Source organism: Streptosporangium sp. NPDC002721 (assembly GCF_042888905.1).
In the GTDB taxonomy this organism is placed as follows: domain Bacteria; phylum Actinomycetota; class Actinomycetes; order Streptosporangiales; family Streptosporangiaceae; genus Streptosporangium.
In genome coordinates this window covers 1-25,922 of sequence record NZ_JBIAQI010000028.1, presented here as the reverse complement: position 1 = coordinate 25,922, position 25,922 = coordinate 1, and the positions used below count along the sequence as shown (strand labels likewise).

General features: G+C 72.0%; 16 protein-coding genes. 10 read left to right on the top strand and 6 right to left on the bottom strand.

What is annotated here, in order from left to right:
* The first annotated feature begins 31 nt into the window (after window positions 1-31).
* The 5 genes from ACFYWM_RS34130 to ACFYWM_RS34110 all read left to right on the top strand — a co-directional run bounded on the left by ACFYWM_RS34130 (window position 32) and on the right by ACFYWM_RS34110 (window position 5,115).
* A complete protein-coding gene (locus tag ACFYWM_RS34130) occupies window positions 32-1,366 on the top strand; it encodes an ABC transporter substrate-binding protein (protein WP_389922433.1) in 1,335 nt (444 codons plus the stop codon).
* A gap of 12 nt (window positions 1,367-1,378) precedes the next feature.
* Window positions 1,379-3,085, top strand: coding sequence for an ABC transporter permease subunit (locus tag ACFYWM_RS34125; RefSeq protein ID WP_389922431.1), 1,707 nt, complete (start codon window positions 1,379-1,381; stop codon window positions 3,083-3,085).
* A complete protein-coding gene (locus ACFYWM_RS34120) occupies window positions 3,082-3,957 on the top strand; it encodes a carbohydrate ABC transporter permease (RefSeq protein WP_389922428.1) in 876 nt (291 codons plus the stop codon). Before ACFYWM_RS34125 ends, ACFYWM_RS34120 begins: the two co-directional genes overlap by 4 nt.
* 83 nt (window positions 3,958-4,040) lie before the next feature.
* The gene (locus ACFYWM_RS34115; protein ID WP_389922426.1) at window positions 4,041-4,718 is read left to right on the top strand and encodes a uracil-DNA glycosylase; all 678 of its coding nucleotides are present in this window, start codon (window positions 4,041-4,043) and stop codon (window positions 4,716-4,718) included.
* Window positions 4,719-4,755: 37 nt separating this feature from the next.
* Window positions 4,756-5,115, top strand: coding sequence for a hypothetical protein (locus ACFYWM_RS34110; protein WP_389922423.1), 360 nt, complete (start codon window positions 4,756-4,758; stop codon window positions 5,113-5,115).
* A 390-nt stretch (window positions 5,116-5,505) separates the two neighbouring features.
* Here the strand turns inward: ACFYWM_RS34110 and ACFYWM_RS34105 are convergent, their stop codons facing one another.
* Window positions 5,506-6,459 carry a hypothetical protein gene (locus ACFYWM_RS34105; RefSeq protein WP_389922421.1) on the bottom strand — a complete coding sequence of 318 codons (954 nt, stop codon included), beginning with the start codon at window positions 6,457-6,459 and terminating at the stop codon, window positions 5,506-5,508.
* 68 nt (window positions 6,460-6,527) lie between these two features.
* Entirely contained in the window at window positions 6,528-7,874 is a 1,347-nt protein-coding gene (locus ACFYWM_RS34100) for a cryptochrome/photolyase family protein (protein ID WP_389922420.1), read from the bottom strand.
* 119 nt (window positions 7,875-7,993) lie between these two features.
* On the opposite strand from ACFYWM_RS34100, the gene ACFYWM_RS34095 reads away from it, so the two are divergent.
* Window positions 7,994-8,974, top strand: coding sequence for a MerR family transcriptional regulator (locus ACFYWM_RS34095; protein WP_389922418.1), 981 nt, complete (start codon window positions 7,994-7,996; stop codon window positions 8,972-8,974).
* 165 nt (window positions 8,975-9,139) lie between these two features.
* Window positions 9,140-10,726: a DUF1722 domain-containing protein gene (locus tag ACFYWM_RS34090; RefSeq protein WP_389922415.1), complete on the top strand. Its 1,587-nt coding sequence runs from the start codon at window positions 9,140-9,142 to the stop codon at window positions 10,724-10,726.
* A gap of 19 nt (window positions 10,727-10,745) precedes the next feature.
* Here the strand turns inward: ACFYWM_RS34090 and treZ are convergent, their stop codons facing one another.
* The 4 genes from treZ to ACFYWM_RS34070 all read right to left on the bottom strand — a co-directional run bounded on the left by treZ (window position 10,746) and on the right by ACFYWM_RS34070 (window position 20,825).
* Window positions 10,746-12,473, bottom strand: a complete 1,728-nt coding sequence (gene treZ / locus ACFYWM_RS34085) for a malto-oligosyltrehalose trehalohydrolase (protein ID WP_389922412.1) — start codon at window positions 12,471-12,473, stop codon at window positions 10,746-10,748.
* A gap of 3 nt (window positions 12,474-12,476) precedes the next feature.
* Window positions 12,477-15,026 carry a malto-oligosyltrehalose synthase gene (gene treY / locus ACFYWM_RS34080; RefSeq protein WP_389922409.1) on the bottom strand — a complete coding sequence of 850 codons (2,550 nt, stop codon included), beginning with the start codon at window positions 15,024-15,026 and terminating at the stop codon, window positions 12,477-12,479.
* On the bottom strand, window positions 15,019-17,124 hold the full coding sequence (gene glgX, locus ACFYWM_RS34075; protein ID WP_389922406.1) for a glycogen debranching protein GlgX: 2,106 nt from the start codon (window positions 17,122-17,124) through the stop codon (window positions 15,019-15,021). The genes treY and glgX overlap by 8 nt, the downstream gene beginning before the upstream one ends.
* Window positions 17,125-17,564: 440 nt before the next feature.
* Complete coding sequence (locus tag ACFYWM_RS34070) at window positions 17,565-20,825, bottom strand: BTAD domain-containing putative transcriptional regulator (RefSeq protein ID WP_389922403.1); 3,261 nt, start codon at window positions 20,823-20,825, stop codon at window positions 17,565-17,567.
* Between the two features lie 187 nt (window positions 20,826-21,012).
* Here ACFYWM_RS34070 and mscL point away from each other — a divergent pair, with 187 nt between their 5' ends.
* The 3 genes from mscL (at window position 21,013) to ACFYWM_RS34055 (ending at window position 25,637) form a co-directional block, all read left to right on the top strand.
* Window positions 21,013-21,441, top strand: a complete 429-nt coding sequence (gene mscL / locus ACFYWM_RS34065; RefSeq protein ID WP_389922400.1) for a large conductance mechanosensitive channel protein MscL — start codon at window positions 21,013-21,015, stop codon at window positions 21,439-21,441.
* 125 nt (window positions 21,442-21,566) lie between these two features.
* Window positions 21,567-24,680: a BTAD domain-containing putative transcriptional regulator gene (locus ACFYWM_RS34060; RefSeq protein WP_389922397.1), complete on the top strand. Its 3,114-nt coding sequence runs from the start codon at window positions 21,567-21,569 to the stop codon at window positions 24,678-24,680.
* A gap of 252 nt (window positions 24,681-24,932) precedes the next feature.
* A complete protein-coding gene (locus tag ACFYWM_RS34055; RefSeq protein WP_389922394.1) occupies window positions 24,933-25,637 on the top strand; it encodes a hypothetical protein in 705 nt (234 codons plus the stop codon).
* Window positions 25,638-25,922: the final 285 nt, after the last annotated feature.

Here is a 25,922-nt window from a genome sequence, read left to right as displayed (position 1 = left end):
CAGCCTCAACGTCTCAGGAGGTCTGTCCAGCATGCGCAGAACCATTGCCGCGGTGACGACGGCGGGACTCGCCCTGGCACTCGCCGCGTGTGGCGGCGGCGACTCGACCGCCCCGGCGACGAGCACGGGCGGCGGCGCGTCCTCGTCCGCCCCGGCCGCCGCCGCCAAGACCCTCGAAGGGGTGACCGTCGAGGTCGCCGCCAAGTGGACCGGCGCCGAGCAGGCCAACTTCGAGCAGGTGCTCAAGGCGTTCCAGGCGAAGACCGGCGCGAAGGTCACCTACGCCTCCACCGGCGAGGACACCGGCGCCTACCTCGGCCCGCGCATCGAGGGCGGCAACCCGCCGGACGTCGCGATCCTGCCCCAGCCCGGCCTGGTCCAGCAGTACGCCGACCAGAAGGCGCTCAAGCCGCTCTCCGCCGAGGTCCAGAAGCAGATCGACGACAACTACACCCCGTACTGGAAGGAGCTCGGCTCCGCCGGCGGCCAGTCCTACGGCGTGCTGGTGAAGGCGGCCCACAAGTCGCTCATCTGGTACCGCGACCAGGCCTTCCAGGACGCCGGCGCGACGCCCCCCGCCACCTGGGACGACCTGATCAAGACCGCCCAGACGGTCGCCGACTCCGGCACCCCGCCGTTCTCCCTGTGCGGCGCCTCCGGCTGGACGCTCACCGACCTGTTCGAGAACGTCTACCTGTCCACCGCGGGCCCGGAGAACTACACCAAGCTCTCCAAGCACGAGATCCCGTGGACCGACCCCAGCGTGACCACCGCGCTGGAGAAGATCGCGCAGCTCGTCGGCAAGAAGGAGTTCCTGCTCGGCGGCTCCGCCGGGGCCCTGCAGACCGACTTCCCGACCTGCGTGACCCAGGTCTACGGCCAGGACAAGTCGGCGATGGTCATCGAGGCCGACTTCGTGGGCGTCACGGCCGAGCAGTCGGGCGCGAAGCTCGGCGAGGAGGCCAAGTACTTCCCGTTCCCGAAGGCCGGTGACACCGAGCCGGTCGTGCTGGGCGGCGACATCGCGGTGGCGCTGAAGGACTCCAAGGGCGCGATGGCGCTGCTGGAGTTCCTCGCCTCCAAGGAGGGCGGCGAGGTCTGGGCGAAGCTGCCCGGCTACCTCTCCCCCAACCGCAACGTCTCGCCCGACAACTACCCGGACGAGCTGACCAGGAAGCTCGCCGAGACGATCATCGCCGCCGGTGACGCCGTCCGCTACGACATGTCCGACCTCGCGCCCAGCTCCTTCGGCGGCACCGACGGCAAGGCCGAGTGGAAGTTCCTCCAGGACTTCGTCCGCGACCCCTCGGACGTCAAGGGCATCCAGGCCAAGCTCGAAGACGCCGCCAAGCAGGCCTGGAAGTAAGGGAGAGCGGCCGTGACCGATCGGTTAGACGGCCCGCGGGACCCGCGCGACGGCGACGGTGACGACGCCGCCGTCCGCGACCCCTCCTCCGGACCGGACGACACCCGTACCACCGACACTGACGGCGACACAGGCGGCGACACAGGCGGCGACACAGGCGGCGCCCGTACGACCGGCACCGGGGCCTCCCCGGCCCCGGTCGGCGAGGAGCCCCCGACGTACCCGAAGCCCACCGGGGCGGCTCCCGAGACGGCCTCCGGCGAGGGGGACGGTCATCCGGCCCTGGCCGACGTCAGGTCGGACGACCCCGCCGCGCCGGTCGCCGAACCCGGACTCGCGACGGCCGGGGCCGCGGCACCGGCCGCCGCACCGGCTGTGGCACCGACCGCCGCACCGGCGACAGCACCGGCTACAGGGCCCGCCAAGGCCTCCCGGCTGGGGCCGTCGCCGACGCTGGCGCTGTGGTTCCTGCTGCCGGGCGCGCTCGTGCTCGGCGTGATGGTGATCTACCCGATCATCTACTCGATCTTCCGGAGCCTCTACGACGCCAGTGGCGGCACCTTCATCGGGGCGGACAACTACGCGGCGATCTTCAGCGACTCCTCCACCCTGACCACGATCAGGAACAACCTGATCTGGGTCGCGGTGGCTCCCGCCCTCGTCACCGTGATCGGGCTCATCTTCGCGGTGCTGACCGAGCGGATCCGCTGGGCGACCGCGTTCAAGCTGGTCGTGTTCATGCCGATGGCCGTCTCGCTGATGGCCTCCGGCGTCATCTTCCGCCTGGTCTACGAGCAGGCCCCCGACCGGGGCGTGGCCAACGCCGTCATCACCTCGGTGACCGGCCTGTTCGGCTCGGACCAGGGCTATCCGGACGCCCGTCCCCGGGAGAACGACCAGTCCCCGGTCGCCCCCGGGCAGGGCGGCGGGGTGGTGGCCAAGCAGCCCGCGCAGCCGGGGCAGGCGGTGCTCCTGCCGCTCGTGGGCGTGAAGCCCGCCACCCTCGCCTCGGCCTCACCAGCGAAGGCGGCCCAGCCGGCCCCCGGCCAGCTGACCGGGACCGTCTGGTTCGACTTCACCCAGGGCAGCGGCGGCGCGGCCAACCAGGTCGACGGCACCGAGAAGGCCCTCGCCGGGATGACGGTCGAGGCGGTGCAGAACGGCGCCGTCAAGGCCACCGCCACCAGCGAGGCCGACGGCACCTTCCGCTTCACCGGCCTGGCCCCGGGCGACTACCAGGTGCGGCTGCCGCAGTCGAACTTCGACGCGGCCTTCGCCGGGATCCCCTGGCTGGGCCCGACGCTGATCACCCCGGCGATCATCGGCGCGTTCATCTGGGTGTGGGCCGGGTTCGCCATGGTGCTGATCGCGGCCGGCCTCGCGGCCATCCCGCGCGACGCGCTGGAGGCGGCCCGCATCGACGGCGCCACCGAGTGGCAGGTGTTCCGGAAGATCACCGTTCCGCTGCTCTCCCCGGTGCTGCTCGTCGTGTTCGTCACGATGATCATCAACACCCTGAAGGTCTTCGACCTGGTCTTCGTCATCGCGCCGGGGTCGGTGCAGCCGCAGGCCAACGTGATCGCGCTGGAGATGTGGCGGGTCTCGTTCGGCGGCGGCAGCAACCAGGGGCTGGGCAGCGCGCTCGCCATCTTCCTGCTGGTCCTCGTGCTGCCCTTCATGATCATCAACATCCGCCGGTTCAGGAGGGACAACCAGTGACGACCTCCACCCTCGGCGCCCCGCCCCGCGGCGCCCTCGGCAGGATCGTGGACCGGCTGGGCGGCGGCCTGGTCCAGGCGGTACTGGTGGTGGTCGGCCTGTTCTGGCTGGTTCCCACCCTGGGCCTGTTCGTGGTCTCGATCCGCGACGAGACGGCCAACAACTCCACCGGCTGGTGGACGATCCTCACCAAGCCGGCCGAGCTGACCTTCCAGAACTACTCCGACCTGCTGGCCACCGGGTTCACCGCGTCGTTCTGGAACACCGTGTTCATCACGGTGCCCTCGACCGTCCTGGTGATCGGCATCGCCGCCATGGCCGCGTACGCCTTCGCCTGGATGGAGTTCCCGGGCAGGGACGCGCTGTTCCTGGTGGTGGTCGGCCTGCTGGTGGTGCCGACCCAGATCGCGCTCATCCCGATCGCGAAACTGTACGGCTCCGCCGGGATCTTCGGCTCCATCGCGAGCGTGGTGCTCTTCCACGTCGCCTTCGGCCTTCCCTTCGCCATCTTCCTGCTGCGCAACTTCTTCGCGGGCATCTCGCGCTCGCTGCTGGAGGCGGCACGGATGGACGGCGCGGGGGAATGGAAGATCTTCTCCACCGTGGTGTTCCCGCTGGCCAAACCGGCGGTCGCCTCACTCGGGATCTTCCAGTTCCTCTGGGTCTGGAACGACCTGCTCGTCTCGCTGGTCTTCGCCAACACCGAGAACCAGCCGATGACCAAGGCCCTGCAGTCCCAGATGCGGCAGTTCGGGACCAACGTGGACATTCTTGCGCCAGGAGCTTTCCTGTCGCTGATTATCCCGTTGATCCTCTTTTTCGCCTTCCAGCGGTATTTCGTCCAGGGGATGATGGCTGGCTCGGTGAAGTGAGTTACAGGGGCAGGCCCGGTGCGACGCGCGCTGTTTTCCAGCACTCGCCGTACCGGGCCTAAAACCTCGATAGGGTCCTGCACATGGCCGCACGCCCCTTGAACGAAGTCGTGGAAGCCGGGTGGGCCAAGGCCCTCGAACCCGCCGCAGAGAAGATCGCCGAGATGGGCGAGTTCCTCCGGAAGGAGGTGGCGGAAGGCCGGCAGTACCTCCCCTCCGGCGCCAACGTGCTCCGCGCCTTCCAGCAGCCCTTCGATCAGGTCAAAGTGCTGATCGTGGGCCAGGACCCGTACCCCACGCCGGGTCACCCGATCGGCCTGAGCTTCTCGGTGGCCGCGGACGTGCGCCCGATCCCGGGCAGCCTGCGCAACATCTACAAGGAGCTCACCGAGGACCTCGGGCTGCCGATGCCGGGCAACGGCGACCTCACCCCCTGGACCGAGCAGGGCGTGCTCCTGCTCAACAGGGTGCTCACCGTCGCGCCGGGCAAGCCCGCCTCGCACCGGGGCAAGGGCTGGGAGGAGGTCACCGAACAGGCCATCAAGGCCCTTGTCGCCCGCGACAGGCCGATGGTGGCGATCCTGTGGGGACGCGACGCCCGCAACCTGCGCCCGATGCTCGGCTCCGTCCCGGCCATCGAGTCGGCCCACCCCAGCCCGCTGTCGGCCCGCAGCGGCTTCTTCGGCTCCCGCCCGTTCAGCAGGACGAACGAGCTCCTCCAGCAGCAGGGCACGAGCCCGGTGGAGTGGAAGCTCCCCTAGGCAGTTCCAACCCCACCCAGGCACTAGGATTTCCACCATGAGTGATGTATCGGGCACCGAACGCTATCTGCGTCTGACCGTTGAGCTGACCGTGGAGGTGCAGGACCTCGCCGCCCTGCAAACCGCCGCGCTGAAGGAGATCAACCACCCTGACGCCGACCTGGACGACGATGAGCGTAAGGAGCAGGCCGAGCTGGTCTCGGCCGACGACACCGGCGCCAGCGCGCTGCAGTGGCTGATCGAGCCGGACCACGTCCTGGGCCTGATCGAGCATGTCGACCAGATCGAGCCCCGTGAGGCCGTGCTGGGCGTCGAGCCCTCCGACGGCCCCTCGGACGAGGATGAGGACGACGACCACGCTGACCACGACCACGCGGGTCACGACCACAGGCACTGAGAGCCCGGCACCGAGGTCATGGCGGCGGGAACGCCGCGCCGAGACCACGGAACCGAGACCACGGCACTGAGACCACAGCACTGAGAACGATCACCGCCACCCCGGCGGTGGTGGGCCTTCCCGGCCAGGCGCCCCGCCGGGAAGGTTCACCGCCGCCGGGGCTTTCCTCGTTCCGGGGCCCCTTACATTGAGGCCCCTCACGTCAAGGCCCCTCACGTTGAGGCCCCTTGCGTCAAGGCCCCTCACGTTGAGGCCCCTCACGTCAAGGCCCCTCACGTTGAGGCCTCCACGGGAAGAGCCCGCGCGAGGAAGGCCACGCGGGAAAGCATCTTGGGAAAGCATCTTGGGAAAGGGCTCACGGGAAAGGCCCGGAAGGGCGGGGCTCGGGGCTCAGCCGGTGACGATGACCTCCTCGCGGCGGGCCACCAGGGCGTCCCGCCGCCGGCCCAGCTCTTCGAGGTGAAGGTCCAGGCCGCCGACCGTACGCCTCACCCACTCGGCGACGTCCGCGACGGCCGCGCCGGTGTCGGCGATCCGGTGGTGCTTGATCGCGTCGGTGATGATGTTGTCGAAGAACATGTCGGCGAACCAGCGGGTGTCCACCTCGGGAAGCCTCGGGGTGACGTTCACGCCGATGTCGACGAGCTCCCTGGAGAAGGCGTCCAGCAACTGCTGGGCGTGCCAGGCGGCCTCGTCGGCGTCGCGCAGGTGGCCGTGCTCCACCATGTCCGCGAAGCCGCCCCCGCCCAGCATGTCCCACGTGGAGGCGCCCCGCGCGCTGCCGAGGCGGCGCAGGACCTCGCCGACCCCGTGCAGCGCGTCGACCCCGGCCTGATGGGCCTCCCGGTGCTCGGTGAGGTCGGCGCGGGTGTCGGCGAGATGGTGACCGATCTCGACCAGCTCGCGCCCTCCGGGGGTGCCGGACGCGACCAGCCGGCGCTCCTCGCGCTCCAGCAGCGCGTCGTACTCCTCCCGCGCCGCTCCCAGCCCGGCCAGCTCCTCGTCGACGGCCGCCCGGTCCGCCCTCAGCCATTCGAGGCGGTTGCGCTGGCCGTCCAGGCGTTGCCGTACGGCCAGCGCCTCGGCGCGCTCCCTGGCGAGCCGTTCCTCCCTGGACCCGGTGAGCCCGGCCAGAAGGGCCGCGAAGCCGCCGCCCTCCAGCCTGGAGACGTCCTGCTCCTCCTTGGCGAGCCGCTCCTCAAGGTCGTGGAGAAGGTCCTCGACCTCGTCGAGCTGCACGGCCACCGCCTCGCGCCGGCTGGTCAGTCGTTCGAACCGTCGCACCCGCTCCCGGGCGGCGAGCAGGGCGTCGGCGGCATTGGCGGCGGTGTCATAGGGGGTCACACCTGTGCGACGTGTGAGGGGGGAGATTCGTTCCGCCCCCCTCTGTCACGACCCCCGCCCGTCCGGGATCAGTCCATGGGCACCAGGGGCGGCGGGTAGCCCGGGACGCCCGAGGGGAGCCTCCAGGGCTCGTGGATCCTCCGCGTGGGCACGGCGTCGAGTTCGGGGACGTAGCGGCGGACGTACTCGCCGTCCGGGTCGTACCGCTTGGCCTGCCGGATGTAGTTGATCGACCGGTTGGGACGGGTGTCGTTGCCGGTCCCCGCGACCCACTGCCAGTTGCCGTAGTTGTTGGCGATGTCGCCGTCGAGCAGCAGCTCGAAGAAGTGGTCGGCGCCCACGCGCCAGTCGACGCCCAGCCGCCGGACGAAGAACGTGCCCGTGATCAGGCGCGCCCGGTTGTGCATCCAGCCCTCGGCGAGCAGCTGCCGCATCCCGGCGTCCACGATCGGGACCCCGGTCATGCCCTCCTTCCACGCCTGCGCCCTGTGCTCGTCGTCGCGCCACTCGTTCCCGCGCGGCCGGTAGTCGTCCCGGTTGATGCGCGGGAAGGCCCGCGTCACCTGGTAGAAGAAGTCGCGCCAGCACAGCTGCCTGACGAACTCGTCGGCTCCCCTGCGTTCCCGGCCCTCCCCCTCTATCTCCGCCACGTCCCTCGCGCCCCCGGCGTCCCCCACGTCCCTGGCGAGCGCCTCCAGCTCCAGCGGCGAGACGCACCCGAAGCGCAGGTAGGGGCTGAGCCTGGAGGTGCGGTTGCCCGCCATGTCGTCGTGGCCCTCGGCGTAGTCGTCCACGCAGTGTCTCAGCCACTGCTCCATCTTCCGGCGCCCGGCCGTCTCACCGCCCCTGGACAGCTCGTACGGCTCCTGCCCCGCCTCGGGAAGCCTCCCCGCGTCCAGGCCGCGGAGGACGTGCACCATGCCCGGGGCCTTGAGCACCTCCCTGCGCGGCTGCTGGGCCCAGGCCCGCAGGTAGGGCGTGAAGACCTTGTAGTGGTCGCCTCCGCCCGACGGCCTCAGGGCGTCGGGGGGCACGATCGTCAGGCCGGGGAACACGAGGTACTCCATCCTGAGGCGCTCGCACTCCTGCAGCAGGCGCGACTGCCTGCGTCGCGCGAGGGTGCTGACGTCCAGGCTGGCGTAGACGGCTTGAGCGTTCGTCTCCTGTGCCAGGCGTATCGTCTCGGCGACCGGGTCGCCGTGGCGCACGATCAGCTCACCGCCCCGCTCGCGGAGCGACTCACGCAGGTCGGCGAGACATTCGGCCAGGAACCCCCCTCGGTTCCTCGGGGGTATGGCGGGATCCACGACGAAGAGCGGTATGACGTGACGAGCGCGCTCGCACGCCGCGGCGAGCGCCGGGTGGTCGTGTACCCGTAGGTCGCGGCTGAACAAAACGATCACAGTGTCGGTCATGTTTCTCCTTCGGCCGGTCGCGCCCCGCCGGTTGCATCCGCGGGAGGCCGGAACTCGAAAGAACGTTCAGGGAGCGACTACTCCTGTCGCCTGTCACGCTGGTATCGCGAAGAGCAGGCTTGAAATGGGATGAGATGGACGAGCAGCGTCATGTGGCAGCCGACGAGGAGCCGGGGTACGGCATCGGAGCCGTCGCCCGGCGTCTCGGGGTGCCCGCCCCCACGCTGCGGACCTGGAATCTACGGTACGGCGTGGGCCCGAGCCGCCGGAGTCCGGGGGGGCACCGCCGATACGACGCCCGTGACCTGCGGCGCCTGGAGGAGATGAAGCGGCTCATCAGGGACGGGATCCCGGCCGCCGACGCGGCGCGCAGGGTCCTGCGGATCGAGACCGTCCCTCCCGCGCCCCCTTCCGAGCAAGAGCAGGAGCAGGAGCCCCGGTGGCCGGCCCCGAGGGGAATCCCGTCCCTCACGGCCGAGCGGCTGCCGGGTGTGCCGACGGTGGCGATGCTGGCGCGGGCGGCGATGATGCTGGACGGCGGGGCCGTGCACGACTGGATCGGCGCGGCGCTGGCCAGGCACGGCGTGCCGTGGACCTGGGAGCACCTGGTGATGCCGGTCTTCGAGACGATCTGCAGGCGACAGTCGGAGAGCGGGGCGAGCATCGAGGTCGAGCACCTGTTCTCCGACCGGCTGATGGCCGCGCTGATCGGGCTCACCGAACGCCCCGCCCACCCGGCGAGCCCCCGCCCCGTGCTGCTCGCCTGCGCCGAGAACGACCTCCACAGCCTGCCGGTCTACGCGCTGGCCGCCGCGCTGACCGGCGAGCACCGGGTGGAGACCCGGGTGCTGGGCGCCCGGACCCCCTACCCGGCGCTGGCGGACGCGATGCGGCGGCTGGGCCCCTCGGTGGTCTTCGTCTGGTCCCAGCTGCACGAGACCGGGGACCCCGCCCCGCTCGCGGCGCTGCCCGTGCTCCGCCCGCCGAGCCTGGTCGTCGCCGGCGGCGAGGGCTGGTGGGACGGCCTGCCCGCGTCCGTCGCGCGCGTCGCGTCGTTCCAGGACGCCCTCACCCGCGTCGTCACCGCCGCCCTGGCCTGACTTTCCACCTCCCCCGCCTGCCCCGTTCCGGCAAGCGCCGGCCCGTGCCCGCCCGCGCCTCCGGGCCCCGATGACCTTCGTGCCGCTCACCCGTCGCTTGCGATCACTGCCACAGAGCGAGTATGAATAAGTTTTGAGTAGCTTTTCTCGGTAAGAGGAGGCATCATGACAGACCCTCTGAACACCCGGTTCGCCGAGGGCGATGAGGCGGCGCTGGTCGAGTGCTTCCGGGCCCACGGGCCTCTCATCCGCTCCTACCTGCGACGATTCGTTCGGCCGCAGGACGTCGAGGACCTTCAGCAGATCGTGTTCGCGGAGGTCTGGCGCTCCCGGCACCGCTTCGACCCGGCGCGCAGCCTCCCCGCCTGGATGCTCGGCATCGCCCACAAGCGCGCGGTCGACCAGCTGCGGGTACGCACCCCGCAGACGGTGCCGCTGGACGTCATCGCCGACCCCGCCGGCGCCGACGGCCGGGCCGACGGCGACGGGCTGGCGGAGCGCGACCAGGTGCAGCGGGCGCTGGCCGAGCTGCCCGAGCCGCAGCGCCAGGCGATCGAGCTGGCCTACTACGGCGATCTGACCCAGCGGGAGATCGCCGAGAAGCTGAGTGTCCCGCTGGGCACGATCAAGGCACGTACGGCACGCGGCCTGCGCCGCCTGTCCGGCATCCTCGACACGGCCGCGACGGGCGGCTGGGAGGCGGAGCCCCGACGGGCCGGGGTGGCCGCCGCGCGTGGCGCGAGCGGCACGCGCGCGATGAGCAGGGTGAGCACGATGAGCAAGACCGATGAGACGGGCGGGCCGGTCGTCAGGCCGAGGATCGCGGTGTCCAGCTGCCTGATGGGCGAGCCGGTCCGGTTCGACGGCGGGCACAGCCGCGACCGGTTCCTCAACGGCGAGCTCGACAGGCACGTCGAGTGGGTGCACATCTGCCCGGAGATGGAGATCGGCCTCGGCAGCCCGCGCGAGACCCTCCGCCTGGAGCGCTCACCGGACGGGACGCGGCTGATCTCCAGGAAGAGCCGGACGGACCTCACCGACCGGATGACCGCCCTCGCCGAGGAGCGGGTCCCGGCCCTGCGCGAGGTGGACGGCTACGTCTTCAAGTCTAGGAGCCCCAGCTGCGGGGTGCACGGCATCCCCGTCCACGCCGGGGGCGCGACCGTGGACCGCAAGGGCACCGGGGTGTTCGCGTCCGCGGTCCTCGACGCCCATCCGCTGCTGCCCGTCGAGGACGAGGGGCGGCTCCACGACGCCCTGCTCCGCGAGACCTTCGTGGAGCGGATCTTCGCCCGCGCCCGGCTCCGCGCGCTGCTGGAGAGCGACTGGCGCCCCCGTGACCTGGTGTCCTTCCACGCCCGGCACAAGATGCAGATGCTCGCCCACGACCCCGCGGCCTTCCGGGAGGCGGGACGGGTGGTGGCCGGGGCGGGCTCCCGGCCCCGCGAGGAGCTGGCCGTCGACTACGCCCGCGTCTTCGGCACGGTGTTCGCCGCCAAGGCCAGCATCGGCCGGCACGTCAACGTCCTGCAGCACTGCGTGGGCATGGTGGGCGACGCGCTCGACCCGGTGCGCCGGGCCGACCTGGCGGAGGTCATCGCCTCCTACCAGGCCGGGCGGGTGGCGCTGAGCGTCCCGGCGACCCTGATCCGCCACCACGCCCAGGGCCTGGCCGCCGCCTACGTACGGGACCAGACCTACTTCTCGCCGTACCCCGAGGATCTCCGGCTGCGCAACCACGTGCCCGCCTGAGCCCTCGTGAAGGAGCGGCTCAGAGGGCCGGGTCGAGTCTCACCACCGCGAGGGAGCGGGGAGGCAGGAACAGCTCCTCCCCCTCCGTCGTCGCCGACGGGTCGGAGGCGAGCAGGATGTGGCCGGGCGCGAACCGGCCCGTCCCGAGCTTGACCGTGAGCGCGACCGGGCCGAGGTTGGCCGCCACCCTGAGCCCGCCCCGGTGCACGACCAGCCAGGACTCGCCGTGGTCGACCCGCACCCGCTCCAGCCTGGGGTCGGTCAGCTCGGGGTGGGCGCGGCGCAGCGCGATCAGGGCGCGGTACCAGTCGAGGTGCGCCCGGTGGGCGTCGTCGTCCAGCTCGCTCCAGTCGAGCTTGGAACGCAGGAACGTCATCTCCTCGCCGGGGTCGGGCGCCTTCTCCGCCCAGTCGTCGTAGCCGAAGCCGACGAACTCCCGCCGCCGCCGGTCGCCCTCGCCCTCGCGCAACTGCGGCTCGACGTGGTCGGTGAAGAACAGGAACGGCGCCCGCGTCCCCCACTCCTCCCCCATGAACAGCATGGGGGTGAACGGCGAGGTCAGCAGGAGGCCCGCGGCCAGCCGGAGCGCCTCGGGCTCCATCCGGTCGCCCTCGGCCCGGTTGCCGATCTGGTCGTGGTTCTGCGCGCAGCACACGAATCGGTAGCCGGGCACGTGGGTCGCCGGGCGGCCGTGGGAGCGGCCCCTGAAGGAGGAGTAGGTCCCGTCGTGGTAGTAGGCGCGGGTCAGCACCTTGGGCAGCGCGCCGTAGAAGTCGTCGTAGTAGCCGTGCCGCTCGCCGGTCACCGCCACGTGCAGGGCGTGGTGGACGTCGTCGTTCCAGGCCGCCGCCAGCCCGAACCCCCCGGCCTCGCGCGGGGTCATCAGCCGGGGGTCGTTGAGGTCGGACTCGGCGATGAGCGTGAGCGGCCTGCCCACGGCCGCCGACAGCGCCTCCGTCTCGGTGGCGATCTCCTCCAGCAGGTGCACGGCCCGGTCGTCGTGCAGGGCGTGCACGGCGTCCAGCCGCAGGCCGTCGACGTGGTAGTCGCGCAGCCACTGCAGCGCGTTGCCGACGAAGTAGGCGCGCACCTCGTCGGAGCCGGGGCCGTCGAGGTTGACGGCCTGCCCCCAGAAGGAGGAGGCGCTGGAGTGGAAGTACGGGCCGAAGGGGGCCAGGAAGTTCCCGGAGGGCCCCAGGTGGTTGTACACGACGTCGAGGATCACGCCGAGCCCGCGCCGGTGGCAGGCGTCCACGAAGCGCTTGAACCCGTCGGGGCCGCCGTAGGTCTCGGTGACGGCCCACAGGTCCACGCCGTCGTAGCCCCAGTTGCGCCCGCCGGGCACCGGCGGGACCGGCATGACCTCCACGAAGTCGACGCCGAGCTCCGCCAGGTGCTCCAGCTTGCCGATTGCCGCGTCGAAGGTGCCCTCGGGGGTGAAGGTGCCGATGTGCAGCTCGTAGATGACCGCGCCCGGCAGGTCACGGCCCTTCCACAGGGCGTCGCCCCACTCGAAGCGGTCGTGGTCGTAGACCCGGCTCGGCCCGAAGATCCCCTCGGGCTGCCAGCGGGTCCTGGGGTCGGGCAGCGCCTCGCCCCCGTCCAGCCGGAAGCGGTAGTCGGTGCCGTGCCCGGCGCCGGACACCTCCGCCGTCCACCAGCCGCCCCCGGCGGACGACATCGGGTAGCGGACCTCGCCGAGCTCCACGTCCACCGCCGTGGCCGCCGGCGCCCATACCTCGAACATGCGTCAGTCCCTTTCCAGAAGCGCGACAGGGTGGACGGCCAGCAGGTGGGCCAGCGGGATGCGGCCGGTGTGCTCGGTGCCGGACAGCAGGTCCCGCCACGTGCCGCGCGGCAGGATGAGCGTGTCGCTCTTCCAGCCGCCGCGCCGCTCCAGGCCGACGGGCAGCCGGGTGGCCACCGTCACGGCCCGCTCGCCCCTGGCGAAGGCGACCGCGTGCTCCCCGGCCTCGACGGGGACGTACGGCGCCTCGGGGTCCAGCCTCCGGCGCAGGTCCAGGGCTCGGGCGGTGACCGCCAGCTTGGCCTCGTCCCACGACAGGCTGCCGGTGGCGGCGGGGCTCGGGTGCTCCTCGTCCGGGTGGGCCTGGCTCGCGTGGGCCTGGGCCGAGGAGAGCATCCGGCGGCGCAGCGGGAAGTCGACCGGGCGCCGGTTGTCCGGGTCGACCAGGGAGAAGTCGGTGATCTCGTTGCCCCAGTAGAGGTCGGGCACGCCGGGCAGCATGAGCTGGACGAGCTTCTGGCCCAGCGAGTTGGACCTGGCGTACGGCTCGATCCTCGCCGCGAACTCCGCGACGGAGGCGCCGCACTCCTCGACGGCCCGGCTCACGAAGTCGCGGATGCCGCGCTCGTAGGCCGGGTCGGGGGTGGCCCAGGAGATCGAGGTCTTGGCCTCGCGGGCCGCCTTGAACAGGTAGTCGAAGAACCTGTCGGGCCCGATCGGCCAGGAGGCCATCAGGTTCTGCCAGGCCAGGTAGTCGAGGGCCGGGTCGAAGGAGACCTTCGAGGACCACTCGCCGACCGCGGCCGCCCACTCCCCGGGCAGCTCGGACAGCACGGCCAGCCTGGCCCGTACGTCCTCGGAGCGCTTGGTGTCGTGCGTGGAGAGGGTCGTCATCGTGCCCGGCGACATCTCCCGGCAGAACGCGTGGAACTCCTCGACGCTCCCGCCGAACCGGTCGGGCTCGCCGCCCACCTCGTTGAGGCAGGACAGGGGGTACCAGCGGTAGAGGGCGGTGTCCTCGACGCCCTTGGCCATCACCGGGCCGCAGGTCTGCTGGAAGCGGGTGACCGCCTCGGCGGGCCCGTTCAGGACCCGCTCGACGACCTCCGCCACCGGGGCGCCCTCGGGCAACCGCCCGGCGGCGACCCGCCCGGCCTCCTCGACGATCCGCGTCGAGAGCTCGGGCACCGGCTCGCCAGGCACCGCGTAGGCCCGGTAGACCGGCATCGCGGCGAGCAGCTCCACCAGCGTCCGGCGGTCGGAGCCGACGACGGCGTGCAGCCGGTCGATCTCGGCGCCGAAGAACAGGTCCAGGACCTCCGCCTTGGACTCGCGGACCACGGCGGCGTAGTCGTCGCGCACCCCGGTCTGCTGGGCGAACAGCTCGACCAGCGGCTCCTTCCCCGCCGGGTCGACGAACAGCCCGGTGATCCGGTTGAGCGTGTCGTAGCCGGTGGTGCCGTCGCACTCCCAGTCGGCGGGCAGCCGCTCGGAGCCGACCAGGATCTTCTCCGCCACGGTCCACACGCCCGAGCGCTCGCGCAGCCGCGCCAGGTAGCCGCGCGGCTCGGCGAGCCCGTCGGGGTGGTCCACCCGCAGCCCCTGGATCACCCCCTCCTCGACGAGCGAGAGGATGACGGCGTGCGTGGCGTCGAACACCCCGGGGTCCTCCACCCGCACCCCGATCAGCGAGGACACGTCGAAGAACCGCCGGTAGCCGGGCCCGCGCCGCCAGTCGACGAGCCGGTAGTGCGTGTCGGGCAGCGGGAACTCGTGGTCGTGGTAGCGCAGCACGTCGCCGTCGGCCACCGCCTCACCCGAGTCGCCGAGCACCGGCATGTTCACCCTGCCGCCGCCGCTCTCACCGTCCTCGACGGACCAGTCGATGTCGAACCAGGACGCGTACGGCGACTCCGGCCCGTCCTTGAGCACCGACCACAGCTGGGCGTTGCCCGACTCGGGCACCGGGATCGTCATGTGGTTGGGCACGATGTCGACGACGATGCCGATCCCGTGCTGGGCCAGCGTCGCCGACAGCTCCCGCAGCCCCTCGACGCCGCCGAACTCCTCGCGGACGCGCGAGTGGTCGGTCACGTCGTAGCCGTGCCGCGACTCCGGCACGGCCTGCAGGATCGGCGACAGGTAGACGTGGCTCACCCCCAGGTCCCGCAGATAGGGGGCGAGCTCGGCCACCTTCCCGAACCCGAAGTCGGGGGTGAGCTGGAGCCGGTAGGTCGACAGCGGCACCCCGTAGGAGCCCGGCGGCGGCGGGGGCGCGGGCGTCTCCTCGGGGAGCTCCGCCAGGTCGGGGACGTCCTCGCCGGTCCTGGTCCCGGGGACGGACTCCGGCAGGATCTCGTCGTGGGCGACCTGCGGCGGGACGGCGGGCGGGGTGTCGGGCAGCGGGTCCGGCGGCATGCCGGGGCCGGGTACCGGCTCCGGCTCGGGCACCGACTCCGGGGGGACGATCCCGGGCGCGGGCTCCAGCGGGGCGGGCCCGGGGACGACCTCGGGCGTGGGCTCGGGGACGGGCTGGGTCACGGGCTCAGACACGGCGCAGCACCCTCACCGAGCGGCCGACCACCGGCACGCTCTCTCCGGCCCGGCAGACCCGGGTGTCGACCGTGATCGGCATCGCGGTGTCGATCTCCGTCAGCCACATCTCGCCGTAGTCCTTCGGAAGGGTGAACTTGATGACGTCGTGGTGGGCGTTGAACAGCAGCAGGAACGAGTCGTCGACGATCTGGCGGCCCCGGCGGTCGGGCTCGGTGATGGCCTCGCCGTTCAGGAAGACGGCCAGCGATTTGGCGTACCCCACGTTCCAGTCGGCGTCGGTCATCTTCTCCCCCCTCGGAGTGAGCCAGGCGATGTCGCTGAGGTTGTCCTCCGAGCCTCGCACCGGCCGCCCGTAGAAGAACCGCCTCCGCCGGAAGACCGGGTGGTCGGCGCGGAGCTTGGCCAGCCGCCGGGTGAACTCCAGCAGCAGCCAGTTCTCCCTGATGTCGGACCAGTCGACCCAGCTCAGCTCGTTGTCCTGGCAGTACACGTTGTTGTTGCCCCGCTGGGTGCGGCCCAACTCGTCGCCGTGGGAGATCATCGGAACGCCCTGCGACAGGAACAGCGTGGTCAGGAAGTTGCGTTTCTGCTGCTCGCGCAGGGACTCGATCGCGAGCGAGGCGGGCCCCTCCTCACCGCAGTTCCAGGAACGGTTGTCGTCGGCGCCGTCGCGGTTGTCCTCGCCGTTGGCCTCGTTGTGCTTGTGGTTGTACGAGACGAGGTCCTGCAGGCTGAAGCCGTCGTGGCAGGTGACGAAGTTGATGGAAGCGGCCGGGCGGCGGCTGTCGTCCTGGTAGAGGTCGCTGGAGCCGGTCAGCCGGGACGCGAACTCGGGCAGCGAGGCGGGCTCGCCCCGCCACAGGTCGCGGATCGTGTCGCGGTACATGCCGTTCCACTCGGTCCACCTGGCGGGGAAGTTTCCCACCTGGTAGCCGCCGGGGCCGACGTCCCACGGCTCGGCGATCAACTTGACCTGCGACAGCACCGGGTCCTGCTGGACCAGGTCGAAGAAGGCGCTCAGCCGGTCGACCTCGTGCAGCTCGCGCGCCAGCGTCGAGGCCAGGTCGAACCTGAAGCCGTCGACGTGCATCTCGATGACCCAGTAGCGGAGCGAGTCCATGATCATCTGCAGCACGTGCGGGGAGCGCATGAACAGGCTGTTGCCGGTGCCCGTGGTGTCCATGTAGTAGCGCTTGTCGTCGTCGACCAGGCGGTAGTAGTCGGCGTTGTCGATGCCGCGCATGCTCAGCGTCGGGCCCAGGTGGTTGCCCTCGGCCGTGTGGTTGTAGACCACGTCGAGGATGACCTCGATGTTCGCCTCGTGCAGGGCCTTGACCATGGCCTTGAACTCCAGCACCTGCCCGCCGCGCTGCCCCGTGCTGGAGTAGGCGTTGTGCGGCGCGAAGAACCCGATGCTGTTGTAGCCCCAGTAGTTCGTCAGCCCCCGCTCGGAGAGGACGTGGTCGGTGACGAACTGGTGCACCGGCATGAGCTCGATCGCCGTCACCCCGAGGGCGGTCAGGTGATCGACGATCTCCGGGTGACCGATCGCGGCGTACGTGCCGCGGATCCGCTCGGGGATCTTCGGGTGGTTGATCGTCAGGCCCTTGACGTGCGCCTCGTAGATCACCGTGTCGTGGTACGGCGTGCTCGGCGGCCGGTCGTGCCCCCACCCGAAGAAGGGGTTGATCACGATCGAGCGCGGCATGAACGGGGCCGAGTCGGCGTCGTTACGGCTGTCGGGGTGGCCGAAGCGGTAGCCGTACACCGCCTCGTCCCAGTTCACGTCCCCCTCGACCGCCTTGGCGTACGGGTCGAGCAGGAGCTTGGCCGGATTGCACCGGTGCCCTCTCGGCGGGTCGTACGGGCCGTGGACGCGGTAGCCGTACCGCTGCCCGGGGCCGACGCCCGGCAGGTATCCGTGCCAGACGAAGCCCTCGCACTCGGTGAGGGTGACTCTGGTCTCCTTGTTCTCCTCGTCGAACAGGCACAGCTCGACGCGTTCCGCGGCCTCGGTGAAGAGCGCGAAGTTGGTTCCCGCGCCGTCGTAGGTGGCCCCGAGGGGATAGGGGTCACCCGGCCAGATCTCGATCATCAGTCCCTCTTGAACGTGGAGATCCCCGCCTTGAGGCGGGGGAGAGAACACGGCACGACGCCGTACTGCGAACTTCTCCCGGAAGTCTGGGCGAACGCGGTCGATGGGGAAAGCATGTCAACGCACCGCCTTTCAGCGGTGCAGGAGTATGCCCGGTGTTCGCGTGGCCATGCGCGTGTTTCCCCTCCTGTGACGCTCATCTCAGACCCCGGCGACGGCACGTCGGCCCTTTACCACCTAACCCTCCCGGCGCATGCGAAACGTGCCGGTCGGTACCGGCTTGGGGGCGCCGCCGCCGATCACGCCTCCGGAGGGCGGGTTCCGGGGCCTCACCGCCGATCACGCCCCCGGCGGGCGGAGTGTCTCGGCCGGCGCACGGGTTCCGGGGCCTCACCGCCGACCACGCCCCCGGCGGGCGGGTTCCGGGGCGTCACCGCCGATCACGCCCCCGGCGGGCGGAGCGTCCCGGCCAGCGCGCGGAGCGCGGGCTCGTGGACGCGCAGCCCCGCCCCGGCGGTGAACGCCTCGGCCGCCCGCAGGTGGGCCCTCGCCCGGTCCCCGTCACCGTCGAGCAGCGCCAGCCTGGCCAGGCACAGGTCGGCCGGCGACCAGCCCAGCAACCGGCCCGCGTGCGGGGCGAGCCTGGCGTACAGGACCCTCCCCGCCGCCCGGTCGCCGAGCGCCGCGCAGATCTCGCTGACGGCGTCCGGGACGAACCGGTACGCCAGCTCCGGGTCTATCGCCGCGAAGCCGTCGCGGGCGAGGCCGGCGAAGACGTCGCGCGCCTCGGCCGTCCTGCCCAGGTCGATCAGGGCCAGGCAGCGCAGGATGTGCCAGGGCTTCTGGCCGGGACGGCGGGCCAGCATCTCGTCGGCCAGTCCTAGCGCCTCGTCCGTCTCCTGAGGCCGGCCCGCCGCCCGCAGGGACAGGAAGCGGAACACCTCCCGCCGCAGCGACGCGTCGTCCCGGCCCAGCGCCCCCTCGGGGTGGGCCGCGCCGGACACGTCGGCCGCGGCGAGCGCGTCGGCGAAGCGCCCGGACAGGTAGGCCCGGACCGCGGTCTGCCAGGCGGCCAGGCTCACCATCGAGGGAAGCCTGAGCCGCTCCGCGGTCTCCCGCAGCCAGGCCAGCAGCTCCCCGGCCCGCCCCGCGTCCCCCCGGGCGGTCAGCTCGACGTACTCGTTCTCCCTGCCGATCCACTCGACGGCCAGGTCGCCGGTGCGGCGGCCGATCTCCACGATCTCGCCGACGACCGCGCCGTGGCGCTCGTGGTCGTGGCCCGAACGCAGCAGGATCTCCAGGGCGATCAGCGTCCTGGACAGGGTCAGGTCGTCACCGGCGAGGCGGGCCAGCCGCACCGCCTCCCCCGCCATCTCCACGCTCCGCCCGACGGGCCGCGTGGTGGAGCCGGTCAGCGCGGCGGCGGCGAGCAGCCGGGCCCGCCACGGCGAGTCGCCGGCCAGGTCCGAGGCGAGGACCCGGTCGATGCGCTCGGCCAGCCGGTCGATGCCGGTCATCTCCTCGTACATGGCCAGGTGGATCGGGTCGGAGAACCCCAGGGCCGCCCTGGCCAGGCGGTTGTCGTCGCCGAGCCGTTCGGCGATCTCCGCGGTGGCCTCCAGCGAGGCGTGGGCCGAGGCGCTCATCCCCGCCGCGGCCTGCGCCTCGGCCAGGTCGAGCAGGAGGTCGCAGCGGAGAGCGTCGTCGGGCTCCGCCAGCCGGCCGGTCATCGCGATCGCCCGTTCCAGGTTCTCCACCGCGTCCTCGTGGGCGAACTGCGCGGTCGCCTGGGCCGCCGCGCGCCGGGTGTAGCCGATGGCCCTGCCCGCCGTCCGGGGATCCAGCAGGCCCTCGCGGTAGTGGTGGGCGATCTCGGTCAGGCGCGTCCCGCTCCGCTCCTCCAGCACCTCGGCGATCCGCGCGTGCAGCCTCCTGCGGCGCAGCGGCGGCAGCGACTCGCGCAGCGCGTCGCGGACGATGTCGTGGACGAAGCGGCAGCTCGGCCCGTCGCCCTCGACCAGCAGCCGGGCCCCCACGGCGGCGTCGACGATGTCGAGGACCCGCTCCCCGGGCAGCTCCGCCACGCGCGTCAGCACGTCGGTCGCCGCCTCCCTGCCGAGCAGCGCCGCGACGGTCAGCACCTCCTCGGTGCCGGGCGGCAGACCGGCCATCCGGCCGCGCACGACGTCCGACAGCGCCTCGGGGGTCTCCCCCAGCTGCAGCACCTCCCCCAGGAAGAACGGGTTGCCCGCGGTCAGCCTGCCCATCTCCGCGGCGAGGGCGGGGTCGGCGCCCGCCCGTCCCAGGTACTCGCGGATCTCCTCCTCCGCCAGGCCGCGCAGCAGGAGCCTGCGCACGTGCGGCAACCGCAGCAGCGCGCCGAGGGCGTGCTCCAGCGGCTCGCCGGGGCGCACGTCGGTGTCGCGGTACGTGGCCACGACGGTCAGCTCGGGACAGAGCCGGGTGGAGGCCAGGAACTCCAGCAGCCGCAGCGACGAGGGGTCCGCCCACTGCAGGTCGTCGAGGACCACCAGGACCCGGCCGTGCTCGTTCAGCAGCCGGGCGAACGCCTCGTACAACGCGAACTGCCCGGCCTGCCCGGCCTGCCCGGTTCCGGGGCCGCCTCCGGCCCCGGCCAGCCGCGCCAGCTCGCCGTCCCTGCCGACCAGGTCCCGTACGGCCTGCGTCCAGGGCCAGAAGGGCGGCGCGCCGGTGCCGTCCCAGCAGCGGCCCCACACCACCCGCCTGCCCCGCGCCCGCGCGGCCTCGGCGGCCCGCTCGGCGAGGCTGGTCTTGCCGATGCCGGGCTCCCCGGCGAGCAGCACCGTCCGGTGCCCGTCACCGGCGACCGCCCGCTCCAGCACCTCCGCCTCGGCGTCCCTGCCGACCAGCCCGGCGCCCTTCCCCGCCGGCCCGGCCTCCACCACGACGCGGGGCGTCAGCGCGGCGTCCTGGCCGAGGATGCGCCGTTCCATCTCCCTGGACCGGGGGTCGGGGTCCAGGCCCATGTCCTCCATCAGCAGCCGGCGTCCCTCGGCGAGCACGCCGAGCGCGTCGGCCTGCCGTCCCGCCTGGTAGAGCGCGTGGGCGGCGAGCACCCGCAGCCGCTCCCTGAACGGGTGGGCGCCGACCAGATGGACGAGCCCGCCCGTCAGCGCCGCCCCCCGGCCGAGCGCGAGTTCCGCCTCGGCCAGATCCTCCTCGATCGTGAGCCGCAGCTCGGCCAGGTGCGCGCTCTCCTCCACCGCCCAGGATGTGCCGGAGAGGTCCGCCAGCGGCTCCCCGCGCCACTCCCCCAGCGCCAGCCGCAGCCGCCCGGCCGCCCCCTCGTGGTCGCCCCCGGCCCCCAGGCTCCTGCCCGCGGCCGCGTGCCCCCGCGCCCGGCCCAGGTCGACCGCGCCGCCGGGGACGTCCAGCGCGTAGCCTCCCGGCCTGCTGACCAGGACCGCCGGTGGCACGTTCCTCGCCCTGCCCGGCTCGAAGACGCGGCGCAGCTTGGAGACGTACGCCTGCACGGTGTTGAGCGCGCCCGGAGGGGGGTCGCCCTCCCAGAGCGCGTCGATCATCCGGCTCGGGCCGACCGGCCGCGGGGCGGCGACGACGCACATGGCCAGCACCAGCCGCTGCTGGTGGGGGCCGATGTCCAGTGCCGCCCCGCCGTCGGCGAACGCCTCGACAGGGCCCAGCACACGAAAGTCCATCCGGCCACCTCGCTCGCGAACTGCGCCGAATATTAGCCTTTCACGTCCACCGTTCCGTACAGCCCGTACGCTTCCGCGCAGCGACGTTCCGACACACTCCCTCCTCGACGGAACCCCGGCGAAGACGGGAGTTTGGCCGCCGACAGGGGGGTAGTCCGACCCTCCTCACAAGTGGAGGACATGGGCGATGGGCGGATTCAAGAAGTTCCTGCTGAGGGGCAACCTCGTCGAGCTCGCCGTGGCCGTCGTGATCGGGGCGACCTTCAGCGGGCTGGTGCAGGCACTGGTCAAGGACCTCATCACGCCGCTGATCGGAGCGATCACGGGCGGCAGGGAACCGGACTTCTCGCAGTACGTGTTCACGATCAACGGCTCCAAGTTCATGTACGGCGACTTCATCAACCACCTGCTGAGCTTCCTGATCATCGCGGCGGTCATCTACTGGCTGGTCGTGATGCCCATGACCCGGCTGATCGGCTTCTTCGACAGGGACAAGAAGGCGGCCGAGAAGGAATGCCCGGAGTGCCTGAGCGACATCCCGATCGACGCCAAGCGCTGCGCGTTCTGCACCGTGGAGCTGTCGAAGGTCGCCGTCGGCGACCGGCCGCCCGCCTGACACCGGCCCCGCGGGACCTTCGCGGGAACCGGCCGGCCCCCCTGCCTGGGAGCTCTTGGTGATCATTGACGGTCGGGGGGAGGTCGGGCACACTTGGCCCCGGCGAAGCCTTCCAGGGGAGTGGTATGAACTTCTCCGTCCTGGGGCCGGTCGAAGTGAGGGCCGACCACCAGCCGCTTCCCCTGGGCGGACGCAAACAGCGGGCCCTGCTCGCGATGCTGCTCCACCACGCCAACGGCTCCGTGGCCGACGACCTGCTCGTGGACGCGCTCTGGAGCGAGCACCCGCCGAAGACGGCCGACAACAACCTGCGCCTGTACGCCTCCCGCCTGCGCCGGCTCCTGGGCCACGACCGGCTCCTGCGCCGTCACGGCGGCTACCTGCTGGTCGTGCACCCCGGCGAGCTGGACGTCCACCGGTTCCAGTCCCTGGCCAAGAACGGCCGCGACGCGCTGCTGCACGGTGACCACCACGAGGCCGCCGACTTCCTGCACCAGGCCCTGCTGCTGTGGCGCGGCCCCGCGTACGGCGACCTGCGGTTCGTCGAGGACCTGTCGGGCGAGGCCGCGCGCCTGGAGGAGCTGCGGCTCGCCACCCTGGAGGACCGCGTCGAGGCCGACCTCTCGGTGAGGTTCCAGCCCGAACTCGTCGCCGAGCTCACCGGCCACGTGAACGCGCACCCCCTCCGCGAGCGCCTGCGGGCGCATCTCATGGCGGCGCTCGCCCGCTCCGGCCGGGGTTCCGAGGCGCTGACGGTGTACGCCGACATCCGCCGCCTGCTGAACGAGGAGCTGGGCGTCGAGCCCGGGGAACGGCTGCGCGACCTCCACCGGCTGATCCTGACCGGGGAGTGGACGGACCCCGGGCAGGTCGCGATCGGGAGCGCGAAGGACGGGCGGGACGAGCGGGACGGGCCGGAGCACCGGGACGAGCGGCAGGAGACCGGCCCGGGGCCGGCCGGGCCGCGCGAGCCCCCCGCGGAGCTGCCGATGAGCATCGCCGACTTCGCGGGACGCGAGCGGCACGTCAGGGAGCTCGTCGCCCGGCTGGACGATCGCTCCGCGACCACCGTCTCGGTCATCACGGGGATGGGCGGCATCGGCAAGACGGCGCTGGCGGTGCACGTGGCGCACCGGCTGGCCGACAGGTTTCCCGGAGGGCAGCTCTACGTCGACCTGCACGGCGCGCACGAGGAGGAGCAGGCGGATCCCGGCCACGTGCTCGGCCGGTTCCTCGTCGCGCTGGGCGTGCCCGGTTCGAGCATCCCGGAGTCGGTCGAGGCCCGTGCCGCGCTGTACCGCAGCCGCCTGGCCCGCGCGAACGTCCTGATCGTCCTCGACAACGCGGCGTCGGAGCAGCAGGTGCGCCCCCTGCTCCCGGGCGCCTCCGGCTGCGCCGTGATCGTCACCAGCCGCGCGAGGCTCTCCGGCCTGGAGGGCGTGCGACCGGTCGAGCTGGACGTCCTGAGCACCCAGGAGGCCGTGGAACTGCTCTCCCGGCTGATCGGGCACGAGCGCGTCGCCGCGCAGCTCCCCGCCGCCACCGAGCTCGTCTGGCTGTGCGACCGCATCCCGCTCGCCGTGCGCGTCGCGGGAGCGCGGCTGGCCGCCCGCCCCCAGCGGAGCGTCGCCTGGCTCGTCGAGCGGCTCGCCGACGAGCGCGGGCGCCTGGACCAGCTGGTCGTCGGCGACCGCGCGGTCAGGGCGAGCCTGGCCCTGAGCTACGTCGGCCTCCCGGCGAGCACGCGACGCGCCTTCCGGCTGCTCGGCCTGCTCGACGTCACCGGCTTCGCGAGCTGGGTCCCCGCCACGCTGCTCGACTGCCCGCACGAGGAGGGGGAGGCACACCTGGAGTCGCTGGTGGACGCGCAGCTCGCCACCATCTCCGGGGTCGACTCCACCGGGCAGGCCCGCTACCGCTTCCACGACCTCGTCCGGCTGTACGCCCGCGAGCGCGCGGAGGCCGAGGAGGAACCGGCCGAGCTCCTGCTCTCGACGACCCGGGCGTTCGGCGCGTGGCTCTGGCTGGCCGAGCAGGCCATGGAGCACGTCCACGGCGCCTGCTACGCCGTGCTCCACGGCCCGGCGCCGCGCCGGTCGCTGCCCGGCGACATCGCCGAGCCCCTCCTGCGCGATCCCCTGTCCTGGTTCAACGCCGAACGGACCGCGCTGGCCGGGCTCATCGAGCAGGCCTGCGCCCTGGGGCTCGACGACTTCGCCTGGGACCTGGCCGGATGCCTCGAACGCTACTTCGACTCCCACGGGTTCTTCTCCGAGTGCCGACGCCTCAACGAGCGGGCCATGCTGGCCTGCCGTACGGCGGGGAACCTGCTCGGCGAGGCCGTCATGCTGCGCGGGCTGCTCGACGTGACCACCTGGACCGGGGTCGAGCACGAGGGCGGCGCCATGGTGGCGCTGCACACCAACGCCGTCCGGCTGGCGGAGATGTTCACCGAGGCCGGCGAGTTGCGCGGGCTGTCGGACGCCCACGTGATGTGCGCCTGGGGCCTGGCCGCGCAGGGGTTCGTCGAACAGGCCGTGGAGTCGGCGGAGACGGCGCTGCGCCTCGCGGAGGAGACCGGCCATCTCGGCGGCCGGGCGCGCGCCCACCTGGCGCTCGGCATCACGCACGGCCAGCGGGAGGTGCTCTCGGCGATCCCGCACCTGGTGAGCGCGCTGAGGGTGGCGGAGACCCTGGGGAACCCGCGCTTCGAGGCGACGTCCCTGCAGTTCCTCGGCCTCGCGTACGTCGAGACCGGCCAGCCCGAACCCGCGGAACACTGCCTCAACCGCTCCCTCGTCATGTCCAGGGTCGCGCGGGACCCGGCGTCCGAGGCGATGACCCTGCTCGCGCTGGCGAAGCTCTACAGCGGCGAGGGCGACGAGCGGGCGCGGCCCACAGCCGTCACCGTGGAGGAGCTCAGCCGCCGCTACAACCTCACCCACCACCTGGCCGACGCCCTGTGGATCCTGGGCGACCTCGACCGCGCCGGCGGCGACCACGCGCGCTCGGTCGAGCGCCTGACGGAGTCCGTGGCGCTGTGGCGGACCCGCAGCTGGACGACGTACCTGGGAGGCGCGCTCCGCAGCCTCGGCCTCGCCCACGCGGCGGCCGGCCACAGGGAGAAGGCCGTCAGGTGCTGGCGCGAGGCCCACGAGCTCTTCACCGTCATCGGGGACAGGGCGAAGGCGGACGAACTGGCCGGGCTCCTCGGATCCTCGATCACCGGCTGTCCGTGAAACTTTTTCGGCATATGCGGAAAATATGCAGGGGCTCCGTAGCGTCCGGATGGCAGGAGATCACGTGGTCGTTTGAGGCTTCACGATCCGTACGAGGATGAGCGGGCACGGCGGGCTCATCTCTGGGGTCACACAGGGGCTGACCCTTTTGGCGTCTCGTGAACGCCCCGGCCGCGGCGCGTCCTCCGGGCCGATCATCCGATCGGTCCGGCCCTTTTCCACCGGGAAAGGCACCCGGAGGACAATGGGACCGTGAGTTTCGAACTGGCCGTCTGGCACGAGCCCAAACCGATCACCAGGGAACACGCGGAGACCGTCTTCCAGTCCCTCCGCCACGGGGAGCCTCATCGCGCCGAACCTCACCCCGGGGACCGGACGGCTTCCCTTGCGGATCCCGACTCCGGAGAGCGGGATCTTCGTCCCGGAGAGCGGGGAGAGCGGGAGGACGCCGAGGCGTACCCCGGGGTGACGGCGTTCGCCGACCGGCTGCCGGGGGCCCGGTGGCTCTCCCCGGACCACCTCCTGGTCGGCATGGACCCGGAACAGGCCGACGAGGTGTCGGCCGAGGTCTTCGCCCTGGCCGCCGAGTGCGGGCTGGTCTGCTACGACCCGCAGCGCGGCCTGGTGCACAACCTGTCCCCGCGAGGCGTCTACCCGACCATGGAGATGCGGACGGGCGACGGGATGATCGTGGTCGGCCCCGACCTCCGGCTCATCTCCGACGCGCTCGCCACCATGTCACCGCAGAACCCTTTCACGGCCCTGGTCGTCTTCGGCGAGCACTTCGTCCAGAGCTCCCCGGAGGTCTCGGGCTACGAGCTGGAGTACAAGGACAGCGTCAGGAACCGGATGTTCCGCACGCACGTCCCGGACCTGGGCGCGGTCCAGGAGGCCTTCACCGAGTACGCCACCGGCGAGCGCGCCTTCCTGGACCGCCACGACTGGAAGCTCGTCTAGCTTTCTCCCGGCGGGGCGTTTCCTTTTTCGGTGTGGTTGTTCTTGGTGCTCGCTGCGGTGGGCGTGTGTCCTTGTTCTTGGTGCTCGCTGCGGGCGGGTGTCCTTGTTCTTGGTGCTCGCTGCGGTGGGCGGGTGTTCCGGCCGGCCGTCTCAGTTGCTGTCTGGTGTTTCAGGCCTCCGGCCTGCTCGGGCGTGGTGGTTGCGGGCTCTTTTCAAGCCGTCCGGAACACCCGCCCACCTCCGCTGTACGCGTTCTGTCCGTGGGGGTGCGGGCCGTAGTTGCTT